The 13,905-nt window shown below is 36.9% G+C and carries 13 protein-coding genes; all 13 read left to right on the forward strand.

Going from position 1 to position 13,905, the window contains the following annotated elements:
• Positions 1-34: 34 nt before the first annotated feature.
• The 13 genes from VER99_RS01165 (at position 35) to VER99_RS01225 (ending at position 13,829) form a co-directional block, all read left to right on the forward strand.
• Positions 35-307: a four helix bundle protein gene (locus VER99_RS01165; RefSeq protein ID WP_020335774.1), complete on the forward strand. Its 273-nt coding sequence runs from the start codon at positions 35-37 to the stop codon at positions 305-307.
• A gap of 152 nt (positions 308-459) precedes the next feature.
• Positions 460-1,491 carry an NAD-dependent epimerase/dehydratase family protein gene (locus tag VER99_RS01170; RefSeq protein ID WP_020335775.1) on the forward strand — a complete coding sequence of 344 codons (1,032 nt, stop codon included), beginning with the start codon at positions 460-462 and terminating at the stop codon, positions 1,489-1,491.
• Positions 1,481-2,767: a flippase gene (locus tag VER99_RS01175; protein ID WP_020335776.1), complete on the forward strand. Its 1,287-nt coding sequence runs from the start codon at positions 1,481-1,483 to the stop codon at positions 2,765-2,767. The genes VER99_RS01170 and VER99_RS01175 overlap by 11 nt, the downstream gene beginning before the upstream one ends.
• Positions 2,748-3,770, forward strand: a complete 1,023-nt coding sequence (locus VER99_RS01180; protein ID WP_020335777.1) for an ATP-grasp domain-containing protein — start codon at positions 2,748-2,750, stop codon at positions 3,768-3,770. Before VER99_RS01175 ends, VER99_RS01180 begins: the two co-directional genes overlap by 20 nt.
• A 4-nt stretch (positions 3,771-3,774) precedes the next feature.
• Positions 3,775-5,136, forward strand: a complete 1,362-nt coding sequence (locus VER99_RS01185; RefSeq protein WP_020335778.1) for an O-antigen polymerase — start codon at positions 3,775-3,777, stop codon at positions 5,134-5,136.
• A 39-nt stretch (positions 5,137-5,175) separates the two neighbouring features.
• The gene (locus VER99_RS01190; RefSeq protein ID WP_020335779.1) at positions 5,176-6,318 is read left to right on the forward strand and encodes a glycosyltransferase family 4 protein; all 1,143 of its coding nucleotides are present in this window, start codon (positions 5,176-5,178) and stop codon (positions 6,316-6,318) included.
• Positions 6,315-7,208 (forward strand): glycosyltransferase family 2 protein, encoded by an 894-nt coding sequence (locus tag VER99_RS01195; protein ID WP_020335780.1) that lies wholly within the window; start codon positions 6,315-6,317, stop codon positions 7,206-7,208. The genes VER99_RS01190 and VER99_RS01195 overlap by 4 nt, the downstream gene beginning before the upstream one ends.
• Before the next feature lie 44 nt (positions 7,209-7,252).
• Positions 7,253-8,362, forward strand: coding sequence for a glycosyltransferase (locus VER99_RS01200; RefSeq protein ID WP_161624426.1), 1,110 nt, complete (start codon positions 7,253-7,255; stop codon positions 8,360-8,362).
• Positions 8,363-8,372: 10 nt separating this feature from the next.
• A complete protein-coding gene (locus VER99_RS01205; RefSeq protein WP_020335782.1) occupies positions 8,373-9,206 on the forward strand; it encodes an aldolase/citrate lyase family protein in 834 nt (277 codons plus the stop codon).
• On the forward strand, positions 9,187-9,801 hold the full coding sequence (locus VER99_RS01210; protein WP_020335783.1) for a sugar transferase: 615 nt from the start codon (positions 9,187-9,189) through the stop codon (positions 9,799-9,801). The genes VER99_RS01205 and VER99_RS01210 overlap by 20 nt, the downstream gene beginning before the upstream one ends.
• Positions 9,794-10,420, forward strand: a complete 627-nt coding sequence (locus VER99_RS01215; protein ID WP_020335784.1) for an acetyltransferase — start codon at positions 9,794-9,796, stop codon at positions 10,418-10,420. The genes VER99_RS01210 and VER99_RS01215 overlap by 8 nt, the downstream gene beginning before the upstream one ends.
• A 51-nt stretch (positions 10,421-10,471) precedes the next feature.
• Positions 10,472-11,647, forward strand: coding sequence for a DegT/DnrJ/EryC1/StrS family aminotransferase (locus tag VER99_RS01220; protein ID WP_020335785.1), 1,176 nt, complete (start codon positions 10,472-10,474; stop codon positions 11,645-11,647).
• Positions 11,648-11,855: 208 nt separating this feature from the next.
• Complete coding sequence (locus tag VER99_RS01225; protein WP_020335786.1) at positions 11,856-13,829, forward strand: polysaccharide biosynthesis protein; 1,974 nt, start codon at positions 11,856-11,858, stop codon at positions 13,827-13,829.
• Positions 13,830-13,905 lie beyond the last annotated feature (76 nt).

Below are 13,905 nucleotides of genomic sequence, written 5' to 3' on the forward strand. Positions count from 1 at the left end.
AACCTAGAAATCTCTCAGTGAACCTAAAGAACCCATGAAATTCGAGCAATTTGATGTTTGGAAACGTTCATCACGTTTGGCGAGTAATGTCTATAAACTGATGCGCGATTGCCAAGATTATGGATTTAAAGATCAAATAACTCGCTCGGCTTTATCTGTTCCTTCGAATATCGCTGAAGGCCTGGAAAGAGAAACCTCGAAAGAAGAGTCAAGATTTCTCTATTACGCAAAAGGCTCTTTAGGTGAACTTCTAACGCAAACCTATATTGGCATAGACATAGGTTACTTCGACAAAGAAAGTGGCTAGTCATTGTTGCAGAATGCAAAGAGATAGCAGCAATGATCGCCGCTTTGATTAAAATCCGGAAAGGTTTTGTTAGGGAAGATAGTGGAGATTATGACTCCTAGACCCTAGACCCTAGACCCTAGACCCTAGACCCTTCCCACACGGAAAACACAATGACCAAATACGAACAAATCCAACAAGAGTTACTAGAATCACCAAAAACATGGTTAGTAACTGGTGTTGCGGGCTTTATTGGCTCAAATCTACTTGAAAAACTACTTAAGCTTGATCAAACCGTTGTGGGTTTAGATAACTTTGCAACGGGGCACCAGCACAATTTAGATGAAGTAAAAAGCTTAGTAAGCCAGGCCCAGTGGGATCGTTTTACTTTTATAGAAGGTGATATCCGCGAACCGAAAACATGCCAAAAAGCCGTAAAAGGCGTTGACTACGTATTACACCAAGCTGCACTAGGTTCTGTACCTCGCTCTATCGCTGACCCACTAACGACAAACGCTGCGAACATTACGGGCTTTTTAAATATGCTGGATGCAGCAAAAGAAGAAGGGGTAAGCAGCTTTACCTATGCTGCAAGCAGCTCGACATACGGCGACCACCCTGCACTACCAAAAGTAGAAGAAAATATTGGTAACCCACTTTCTCCTTATGCTGTTACCAAATACGTAAATGAGCTTTATGCAGGTGTATACGCACGTACTTATGGTTTTAAGACTATTGGCCTACGTTACTTTAACGTATTTGGTCGCAGACAAGATCCAAACGGAGCCTACGCAGCGGTAATTCCAAAGTGGACGGCGGCAATGATCAATGGTGAAGATGTTTACATTAATGGTGATGGACAAACAAGCCGAGATTTTTGCTACATCGACAATGTAGTACAAATGAACCTGTTAGCAGCAACGGCTGATGAAGAAGCAAAAGACGAAGTCTATAACGTAGCGGTTGGTGATAGAACAACGCTGAATGATCTGTACTACGCAATTAAAAGTGCATTAAACAAGAATGGTGTAAAGGTAGAAGCCGAGCCTAAATATCGTGATTTTCGTGCGGGTGATGTTAGGCATTCTCAAGCAAATATAAATAAGGCAGAGATCAAGTTAGAATACAGACCGGAATTTTCTATAAAAAGAGGTCTTAAATATGCACTACCATGGTATGTTGGTACTGTAGAACATGAAGGTTAATAATCGATTTTTGAAGAGTAACCATATTTCTAACTCAGATAGAAAAAGCTTAGTCACTAATTTTGGTTATTTATTGTTTTTAAGAGTTGTTAGCTACATATTTCCACTAATAACAATCCCTTATCTAGCCAGAGTTATAGGTGTTGAAGGGTTTGGTAAAATAGCATTTTCCGCTGCAATTATAGTGTGGTTTCAAACTATATCTGATTGGGGGTTTAATTTTACAGGTGCGCGAGATATTGCAAGAAATAAAGACGATGTAAATAAAATGTCAGAAATATTTTCATCCATATTATGGGCACGGTGTTTACTTGCTATAGTATCGTTTATGATTCTATTTCTGATGATAGAAACTGTGAGCTACTTTTCTGATTACAAGTTAATCTTACTACTTACATTCCTTGTTATTCCTGGAAATATACTATTTCCTGAGTGGTTTTTTCAAGCTGTGGAAGATATGAAATATATTACGTATCTTTCATTTATATCTAAGGTTATTTTTACTTTACTAATTTTTATATTTGTAACTAATAAAGAGGATTATATTTACCAGCCATTATTTTTTGGAGTTGGATATATTTTTGTTGGGATTTTCTCAATGATAATAATTATTAGAAAATATAAGTTGAAAATATTGAGACCTCGATATTCAAGAGTAATAAAGTCCATCTCAGATAGTAAAGATGTATTTATAAATAATATAGTGCCAAATCTATATAACAGTTTTTCTCATGTTCTGTTAGGATTTTATGGTGGAAATGGTTCTAATGGTATATTAGATGCCGGAATGAAAGTGCCTAATATTGTGCAAATTTTTGTTAATATGATATCTAGAGTTTTCTTTCCTTACTTATCTAGAAGGATTGATGGGCATGAATTATATGAAAAAATCAATTTGATAATTTCTTTTATACTGTCTTTAACATTGTATTTATTAGCTGAGGCTATTGTCGGAATATTGTTTACATCAGAGTTTTATGAAGCCAAAATTATTATAGAAATAATGTCTATATCCCTATTTTTTCTAACAATGAATAGTGTGTATGGTACAAATTATTTAATAATTATTGGTAGGGATAAGCTTTTAAGAAATATTACATTCTTTGTCTCGGCTTTCGGGTTTTGTATTTCTTTTCCATTAGTTTTTGCATATGACTATATTGGAGCTGCTATTACGATTGCACTTACCAGAAGTATGCTTGGCTTAACTGTTATGATTTATGCTAAAAAAATCAAAGGAAAAATGGAGGTTTTAAATGTTAATTGCAATTCATAAACGTGCTGGTAGTTTTTCTGAACGTTGGATTGAATATTGTAAAAAAAACAACTTGAATTATATTGAAGTTAACGCATATGACAATGGAATAGTTAAAAAGTTAAATGGAGTAGACGTTTTTATGTGGCACCATAATAATGATGACTCTCGAGATACTAACTTTGCTAACGAATTGTTATTCTCTCTAAGTTTATCTGGGATAAAAACATTCCCCAATATAAATACGACATGGCATTTTGATGACAAAGTAGCTCAAAAATATTTACTTGAATCGATAGGAGCACCTCTAGTACCTAGTTATGTATTTTATACAAAAAAAGACGCTATAGAATGGATAGAAGATGCTGATTTTCCGTTGGTTTTTAAATTACGAGGTGGTTCTGGAAGTGCTAATGTAAAATTAGTTAGAACTAAAAAGGAAGCTGAGAAACTTATCTCAAAGTCCTTTGGAAGAGGATTTTCTCAGTTTGACAGAATGACCCATTTTAAATATAGGCTAGGGAATTTTAAGAGTGGTAAAGAAGGTGTTTCAGCTGTTTTTAAAGGTTTAGTACGATTATTTATTGGAAAAAATTACTCGAACTCTAGACCTAGAGATAAAGGGTATATTTACTTTCAAGAGTTTCTACCGGGTAATGAATTTGACACTCGAGTCATTGTTATAGGAGATAAAGCTTTTGCAATTAAAAGAAGCGTTAGAGAGAATGATTTTAGAGCTTCCGGTAGTGGTATAATTAGTTACGAGAGATTTGATATAGATGAAAAGTTAATTAATATCGCTTTTGAGGTTAGTGAAAAATTAAATTCACAGTCATTGGCTTATGATTTTGTGTATGATCAAGAAGGAAATCCAAAAATTATCGAGATTAGTTATGGTTTTCATGTAAGTTCTTATGATAAGTGTCCAGGCTATTGGGATAGTAAAATGAACTGGCATGAAGGGTTTTTTAATCCACAAGAGTTCATAATATCGAATATTATTAAAGAAAATCACGAAAGTTAATGCAATGCTAAAAATAGTTATACTATTATGTGTTATTTCTATCTCATTTTCTATATATGTAATTGATAGCTATAAATACAATTTTCTAATTATATTACCTTTGTCTTTTTTAACAGTGACATTAATCTATAATCGAGTGTATTATAGATTGAGAAACAGTGTTGTATTTAAATTAGTAGTCTTTCAAGCTATTATAAGATATTCACTTATCCCTATTTTTATCATTCATGATCAATACTTAAAAGTAGGGTTTGAGTCACGTTACACAAATATAGCAATTATAGTTAGTGTTTTGGAAATTGTATCAATATTTTTAATTTTTGAGATTTTTTCTAAGAAACAAGAGTCTGTTATAAGACGGGTGAATAGAACGATACAGCCAGTCGAAAATTATACTATAGTATCATTCTTGTTACTGGTAATATTTTGTTATCTATATTATACCGGTTCATTTGAGGTTGTGAATTTTATTTGGAACTTGGGAGATTATGTAAGCAAGTATGTTACCGGCGAAGATGAAATTAATAGCAATAAATTTGGGGCTGTACTATTAACTCCTTTTAAAATAATATTATCACTATTAGCAATAAGTATAATATATAATTCAAGTAAGGTAATAAATAAATCTTACTATTACTTACTAGTTGTGTTTTTTTCGAGTTTATTTATAGTAGGGACTAGCAGGTTTAGTGTAGTCTTGTTCTCGCTTCCATTAGTGGTATTAATCTCGCAAATGGTCGAGCCTAAAGATATTAGGAAAATATTGATTTTTACTTTGTTTATTTTTGTGTTCATGATCGTTATAACAACTCTAGCAAAGTTTTCAAAATACGGTAATACGTTAACACTAAACTCAATAGTAACTGCTTCAACATTAAACGCGTATTTTTCTGGTGTCGGTAATGTTTCGTTAGGGTTTGAGGCTTATGATGAATTAACTATAGATGATTCTATACTGTATCTCGTCAATGATACATTTCAGAATATACCTATATTATCAAAGTTAACCTATGACAATTATAAAGGGACAATCAAATTCAATGAATTTATTTACCAGCATAGAGACTATGCAGACCAAATAATTCCACTTTCTATAAGTGGTTTATTCCATTTTGGGTATATAGGATTATTTTTTTACTCTTCTTTTTTTGTCACGATAGCTCTTTATTTTGAGCGCTGCGCATTAAAAATTAACTATATAGGTTACAAGTATATCTATATTAGTCTTGCAAGTACTTTCTCATTAGTGTTTATGTTAAATATAGGTAGCTTTTACGCATATATATCAAGAACAATATTGTTTGTATTTGTTCCAATCTTAATAATTAAATTGTTAGCTAGGTTTTTATTTAAGGCTTTTAAATGACAGGCAGAAAAGTTTTTCTTTACAATAAATGGCGTTCTTATGTATAGATTTTTGTTCGTAGATAGTAATGTCAACTATGGTGGCTCTTTAAAGGGTACAATCAATCTTTTGAGTTCTCTTTCACAGAAAGGTTATCTATGCAAGGCATGTGATTTTTTTGGTATAAATGATAAATATCTTAAAGAACTTGAAAGTAATGATATTTCATATACGGTTTTACTTCAAGATAGTCGTAATTATATACTAGGCAAAGGAGGAGTAATTAAAAGATTTTTTAAGTTTATATCCCATCTTCCAGATCAAGTGAAAGTAATATTAGGAATAAGACGGCTGATTAAATCTGAAAACTATGATTATGTTTTAGTGAATAACAAAAAAACCTTATTACCTGTGGCAATAGCATCAATAGGAACAAAGGCAAAAATAATTATATATCATAGAGTTTGGGTTCAAGAACATGATATTGACTTGTTGTATTTACTTTTAATGAGATTTTTTTGTGAAAATATAATTTCTCATGCTCAGGATAGTGTTAAAACATTATCAAAATTATTCCCCCAAAAAAAAGTAAGTTATATTCCAAACGCGGTTGAGTTAGAAATAGAACCAGTACATAAAAAAAATGATATCTTTACTATAATTCTTCCTGCATCCAGGCCTACTAAACTGAAAGGTTATGACTGTGCAATAAAAGCTATTAAAGATTATTCACAGAGATATGGGCGAGATATAAAGCTAATATTAACGGGAGATGTGCCAATAGGTCATACCAGTGACTTCTCTGAAGAGTTAAAAAATTTAATAAAAAATTATGAGATTGAAGATCTTATAGAGTTTACTGGATGGCGGAACGACATACTAGATATGATAAACTCGTCAGATTTAATGATTCTTCCTACGCATACTGAAGGTTTTCCTCGAGTTATTATTGAGAGTATGCTTTTAAAAACACCTGTTATATCAACACCTGTAGGTGGAATACCAGATGCATTAGTAAATGGTATTACAGGATATCTAGTCGATGTTGATAATTATGAGCTTTTATCGGAGTGCATATTTAAAGTTAAAAATAATCGAGAAGATACTTTACATATCATAGAAAGTGCATATCGGTTTTCAAAAAATAAATTTACCTTAGAAAAACAAGTTACTTCATTTATAAACGCATTGGAGAAAGCATGATTACGATTGGATTGCCGGTATATAACAATGAAGAGGATTTGCTTGATACATTAAGGTCTATATTTTCACAGACTTACGAAGATTGGAGACTTATTGCTGTTGATGATGGTTCTAAAGATAGCTCCTTAGATATTCTTATGAGTATCAATGACCCTAGGGTTAAGGTTTATCATGATGGAGAGAACAAAAAACTTGCGCATAGATTAAATGAAATAAATGAAAGAGCGCAAACAGAATACATTGTAAGAATGGATAGTGGAGATATGTGCTCTCCCAGAAGAATAGATAGGCAATTGAGTTTTATCAGAGAGTATGGCTTTAATATTGTTTCTTCTGAAATGGCAGTTATAGATTCTAATAATAGAGTCTTAAATTTTAGAAGGGCACCGAATCACAAAATAACTTTGAAAAATTACTTGAAGTATGGAAGTACAATCGGGCACCCGACAATTATGACCAAGTCTTCATGGTCTAAGAATAATATCTACTCCACAAAAAACAAAAGAACAGAAGATTATGAGTTATGGGTTAGAGCTATATCGTCTGGAGAATTATCTGAACGAGACCACGCGAGATTAAATGAACCATTGTATTTTTATCGAGATGACGCAAATGTAAGCACACATCAAATTGATGTTAGTTTCAAAGAAAGGAATGAAATAATAGCTACTTATGGTGCTAAAGTGTTATCAAAAAATGAATTAAATAAAATACTTTATAGAAATAATATAAAGAAGCTAGCCTTGAAAGCTGTATCACGTTTAAATATGTATGGAAAAATAAAAACTAGCATACTTAGAGATGATGAAAAAGAACACGAGAAAAAGTTAATTGTTCAAAATGAAATAGATAGTATTCTTAAAATTAAAGTCCCTGGTATAGATTCTTAAATTATATGACAAATTATTGTATAGTGACAACTGTTGATATGACAATGTCAGCGTTTATCATTGACGCAGCTAGGTTTCACAAAAAAAATGGCTTTAATATTACTTTAATATGTAATATGTCCGATGGCTTCTATTCTGAATATAGAGATGAATTTAATTGCATCAACATAGATATGAATCGAGGTTCTTCTGTCTTAGATGTTTTAAAAAACACATACGAATTATATAAAATATTCAAAAATAAGAAGTTTGATATGGTTCAGTATGCAACGCCAAATGCTGCATTTTATGCCTCCATAGCTAGCTATTTCGCTCTTGTTCCGAAAAGATTATATTGCCAGTGGGGAATTAGATACGTTGGCTTTGATGTAGGAATTAAAAGAAAGTTATTCAAGTTTATTGAGTTCATTACTTGTTCTTTATCTACAGACATACGGCCTGCCAGTGAAAAAAATAGACAATTTTCAATCTCAGAAAAATTATATAAGAAAGAGAAAAGTGATGTCGTCGGAAAGGGGGGGACAATTGGTGTTGATTTGGAAAAATTTAACATAGAAATGAAAGAATCTCATAAAGCGTCGTTTTATGAAAATTATAGAATAAATAAGAATGACTTTATTTTTGGTTATGTAGGTAGCTTACGAGGAGATAAAGGTACCAACGAACTTATTGATGCTTTTAAAACTATTTCTAGTTTATATGACAATGTAAAGTTAGTGCTTGTTGGTAGTACTTTCGATGGAGACCCGATACAAAAAGATTTATTAGATTGGGCCAAGTCATCAGATAAGGTGCTCTTTACCGGAAGGCAAAAGGATACATCACTTTTTATTTCTAGTTTTAGTGTACATGTGCATCCTTCTTACCGTGAAGGATTTAGTATGGTGCTTCAAGAAGCTATGGCTCTTAAAATACCAGTTATAACAACGGATATACCTGGGCCTTCAGAAGTAGTCGTGAAAGATATATCTGGCCTATTAGTTGCTCCTCGAGACTCAGCACAACTTAGAGCCGCTATGGTAACTCTATATCTAGATAGTGAAATGAGAAGTGTTTTATCAGAAAATGGTTTTAAACGATGTGTTAAGTATTTCGGTAGAGAAAAAATGCTTCGATTAACTCATGAAGATCGATTAAAAATTATCGCGTCATAAAGGTATTACTATGCAATTAATGATTCTTACTAATGAACCTAAGTTTGCACTTGAAGCTGAATTAGCTGGTGTAAATAGAATATTTGTTGATCTAGAGCATTTAAATAAAGCTGAAAGACAACGAGGTCTAAACACCGTCCTCTCTAATCATACTATTGAAGATGTAAAGTTAGTACGCTCTGTATTACGACACTCTCATCTACTTGTTAGAATTAATCCTATTAATCCTACATCTAAAAATGAAATCGACAGCGTGATTGAAAATGGTGCCGATATTATTATGTTGCCTATGGCGTTTGATGCTAACGACGCTAGAGATTTTGTAGAAATGGTTAATGGGCGAGCGAAAACAATTGTAATGATTGAAACCGCCCAAGCCTTATCGAGAATTGATGATCTAATTTCTGTAGAAGGAATTGATGAGTTTTTTATTGGATTGAACGATTTAAAAATTAGTTTAGGTCTAAACTTTATGTTCGAAGTTCTCTCAGGAGGACTTGTAGAATATATGGTAGAAAAGATTCAAAGCGCAGGCGGTACTGTTGGGTTTGGTGGTATCGCTAAACTAGGTGAAGGAGATCTTCCTGCCGAATTAATACTTTCAGAACATGTTCGCCTAAACTCTCATTCTGTTATTTTATCAAGAACATTTAAAAATGATCCCGCAGTGTCAAGTTCCTCCGAAAAAATTGATTTGAAGCTGGAAGTATCTAAATTGAAGGATAAGGAAAGCAAGCTGAAGTTGCTTTCTGACAAGGAACTAGTTGAAAATAAAATAAAGCTAGCAGATATTGTGAATCACATTTCTGAAAGGATTCAAAATAATGTTAAAAAGACTATTTGATTTCTTTACTTCATTTATTTCTTTAATCATTTTTGCTCCAGTAATGGTGCTGATCGCCTGGAAAATCCGTAATAATCTTGGCTCGCCCGTATTGTTTCGTCAAACACGTCCTGGCTTAAACGGTAAACCGTTTGATATGGTTAAGTTTCGTAGCATGAAGGATGCCGTCGATGTGGAAGGGAACCCTCTACCTGATTCTGAGCGTATGACGCCATTTGGCGATAAGCTAAGAAACTCTAGCTTAGACGAGCTACCAGAGTTATGGAACGTATTAAAAGGTGAAATGAGCTTAGTTGGTCCGCGTCCTTTGTTAATGCAATACTTGCCCCTCTACAATAAAGAGCAGGCAAGACGTCATGATGTGAGACCGGGCGTAACGGGATGGGCACAAATTAATGGGCGTAATGCAATTAGCTGGGAAGATAAGTTCAAGTTAGATGTCTGGTATGTCGATAATCGCAGTTTGTGGCTAGATATCAAAATTCTATTCCTAACCGTAAAAAAAGTCTTTGTAAAAGAGGGAATCTCAGCCGATGGTCACGTAACCATCGAGCCCTTTACTGGTCAGTCAGTGCAAGGTGGAGCAAATGACTAAAACCTGCGCAATTTTAGGTGCGAGTGGTCATGGCAAAGTGGTGGCTGAAATTGCCGAACTAAACGGTTATCAGGACATTGTATTTTTTGATGACCGCTGGCCAGAACTACAAAACGTCGAACATTGGTCCGTGCAAGGTAATTCAGAATCATTGCTGACTACGGCATCGAGTTTTGACCTCACAATTATTGCGATTGGCAATAACAACGTAAGGCTAGAAAAGCAGACACAGTTAATCTCCGTTGGTGCGTGTTTTTCTCCGCTAGTACACCCTCGTGCAACGGTTAGCCAGTATGCTGAATTAGGTTTTGGTACGGTTGTAATGGCGAATGCGGTTATCAACCCTTTTGCTCATATAGGTGATGCCTGCATTATCAACACTTCTTCAACAATCGATCATGATTGCAAACTAGCAGACGGCGTACATGTTAGCCCTGGCAGCAACCTTGCCGGTGGTGTTTCCATAGGTGAATGTGCGTGGCTAGGCATTGGCAGTCAGGTTCGACAGCTTATTTCGATTGGTTCTGGTGCAATGGTGGGGGCAGGAGCGACTGTCGTTGCTAACGTACCCGATCACCAAACTGTCGTGGGTACGCCTGCGCAAGTTTTAAATAAATAAAAAAACATCCTTAAAAAACTATCTATAAATAATCTCTATTCAGGTGAAAGCGTGCTTAATACTCCATTTTCTCCTTGGCCTTCTTTTACTCAAGAGGAAGCCGATGCAGTGAGCCGAGTGCTGCTGTCAAACAAAGTGAACTACTGGACCGGTAGTGAGTGTCGTGAATTTGAAAAAGAATTCGCAGTGTGGGCTGGGTGTGAACATGCGGTTGCGCTGAGCAATGGCACCCTTGCGCTTGATGTGGCGCTTAAGGCGTTAAACGTAGGCGAGGGCGATGAGGTTATCACTACTCCTCGTACTTTTCTTGCTTCAGCATCTTCTATTGTTACGGCTGGCGCTAATCCTGTGTTTGCTGATGTGGACCTAAACAGCCAAGGCATTACAGCGGAGTCTATTGAGGCGGTGCTAACGCCGAATACCAAAGCTGTGATTGTCGTACACCTTGCCGGTATGCCTGCCGAAATGGATGCCATTATGGCACTGTCTGATAAGTATGGTTTTTACGTGATCGAAGATTGCGCTCAGGCACACGGCGCTAAATACAAAGGTCGTAGTGTAGGGACAATTGGTCACATCGGCGCTTGGTCTTTCTGTCAAGATAAGATCATGACAACAGGCGGCGAAGGAGGCATGGTGACTACCAACAATAAAGAGCTATGGTCGAAGATGTGGTCTTACAAAGATCACGGTAAAAACTATGACGTAATTTATAACCGTCAGCACCCGCCGGGCTTTCGTTGGCTTCATGAGAGCTTTGGCACCAACTGGCGTATGACAGAAATTCAAGGTGCGATTGGTCGCATTCAGCTTCAGCGTATGGCCGAATGGACAGAAAATCGTCAAACCAATGCTGCCCAAATAGATAAGGCTGTAGAGGGATTAAAAGTAGTGCGTCGCGTTCAGGTTCCTGATTATGCTGAGCATGCAGAATACAAACATTACCTTTTTGTTGAACCACAACATTTGGCACAAGATTGGACGCGAGATCGCATCGTGGAGACGATGGTTGAGAAAGGTGTACCTGCTTTTCAAGGCAGTTGCTCAGAGGTCTACCTGGAAAAAGCGTTTGATAACACGCCTTGGAGGCCGAAAGAACGCTTATCTAATGCGGTTCAGCTCGGTGAAACAAGTTTGATGTTTTTAGTGCATCCGACGCTTACCGAAGCGGAAATGGAAAAAACGTGTCTGGTTTTACGCGAGGTACTGATTCAGGCGCAAGCGTAATAATACGCTATCTTGAGCTCACACTGAGCATCTCAGTGCGATAGCGACGCAAGTGTTTAGCACAAAGCGATCATTTGCCTTTTTATAGGTTTTCTATTCAGGTTTAACACCTTCCTTCCCCTCAATGATTCTAAAAACCTTTGTACATTGAGGGATAGTTTCATCGTCTAGATGAGCAAATCTTTTATAACATTAAATAAAAAACATTATGCAACGTCTACAATTCTTCTGGCAATTATCCCGAGCCAATAAGCGCATCGTGAGTGTGGTGACTGATGTAGGTATTATCTTCATTGCTTTTCATCTCGCACTCTTAGTACGTCTTGGCAATATCGAGAACTTTTCTAATCCTACCGTTTTAGGTGTTTTAGTTAGTGTCGCTATTATGACCGTGGCGGTATTTACTCGTCTTGGTTTATACCGTGCGGTGCTTCGCTATCTTACCTTTCAGGCCCTGTCTGTCATCACTATTGGCGCGGTGATATCGGCACTGTTACTTGCGGCATTGGGTTTCTATAGCGGTCATCCATTTCCACGCACAGTACCGATTATTTATGGCGCATTTTTAGCGTTATTATGTGGTGGGGCTCGCGCTGTGATCCGTTCTCTTGTGGCAAAAAGTTACGCTCACAAAAGTAGAAATGTGTTGATTTACGGAGCAGGCTCTGGGGGAAGGCAGCTTGCGATGGCACTACGTGGTTCTGGTGATTACCGAGTTCGTGCCTTCATTGATGGTGATTCGACGTTAACCAACACGGTTATTTTAGGGCTACCAGTGATACCGATGAGTGATGTGATGAACATGATCAACAAGCACGATGTCTCACAAGTATTACTCGCGGTACCGAGCGCCAAGCGTTCTCGTCGTAAAGAGATAATCGATGAGTTGTCTAAGCTGTTAGTCGAGATTCGCACTGTACCTGAGTTGACTGATATCGTGTCAGGTAAAGCGAAGATCGATGAGCTAAAAGAGGTACCTATTGAAGATTTGCTAGGTCGTGATCCGGTCGCGCCTCAGCAGGTGCTGCTAGAAGCAAACATCAAAGATAAAGTTGTTATGGTAACGGGGGCGGGTGGTTCGATTGGTTCTGAATTATGTCGTCAGATTCTGCTGCAGAAACCGACCTCGATTGTGTTGTTCGAGCTTTCGGAATTTGGTTTGTATCAAATCGACAGGGAATTGAATCTTCTCAAGCAAGAACATGGTTTAAGTTGCGATATCATTCCTCTATTAGGTTCTGTCCAGCGCCAGCACCGCCTCGAAACGGCGATGAAATCGTTCAAGGTGGAAACCGTTTATCATGCCGCTGCGTATAAGCATGTTCCTTTAGTGGAATACAACGTCGTAGAAGGCGTACGAAATAATATCTATGGCACCTATTACACGGCATGCGCAGCGATCAAAGCAGGAGTCGAGTCTTTTGTTCTGATTTCGACTGATAAAGCTGTGCGTCCAACCAATGTCATGGGGACAACCAAACGCATGGCTGAGCTTGGGCTACAGGCACTCGCGGAGCGTGAAAATAAAAAGCCTAATGGTACACGTTTCTGTATGGTTCGATTTGGCAACGTATTAGGCTCATCTGGTTCAGTTATTCCCCTGTTTAAAAAGCAAATTGAACGTGGCGGTCCAGTTACCGTGACACACCCAGAAATCACGCGCTTTTTCATGACCATTCCAGAGGCGGCTCAATTAGTGATACAAGCTGGAGCCATGGGTAAGGGCGGGGATGTTTTCGTACTAGACATGGGTGAACCAGTTAAAATTACCGATCTTGCGAGCAACCTTATCCACCTTTCTGGTCTTGAAGTGAAATCAGAATCGAATCCTCATGGTGATATTGAAATTCTGTTTGCGGGCCTAAGACCTGGTGAGAAACTATACGAGGAATTACTGATTGGCGATAACGTTAAGAACACTTCCCATGAGCGGATCATGACTGCCCATGAAGTTTACTTACCTCTTGATGAATATGAATCCTTACTAGATGAACTGGATTTTGCTTGTCATAACATGGATCACGTCCGTATTCGAGAGCTCCTATTGGCCGCTCCAACTGACTTCAACCCTACCGATGGGATTAGTGATTTAGTTTGGAACCAGAGCCAGGTAAGCCAAACAGAGGTTAACCAAACCGAATTGGAAAACTTAACGAAGGTGGATAGCCTTGTAAGCGCTTAGGCATTGTTATTCACTCGGTTGAATTACGACGTGTTTCGCATATTGAATGACGGTAACGATGGAAGGGCCTAGGTAC

It is taken from the genome of Vibrio natriegens NBRC 15636 = ATCC 14048 = DSM 759, assembly GCF_035621455.1.
GTDB classification, from domain to species: domain Bacteria; phylum Pseudomonadota; class Gammaproteobacteria; order Enterobacterales; family Vibrionaceae; genus Vibrio; species Vibrio natriegens.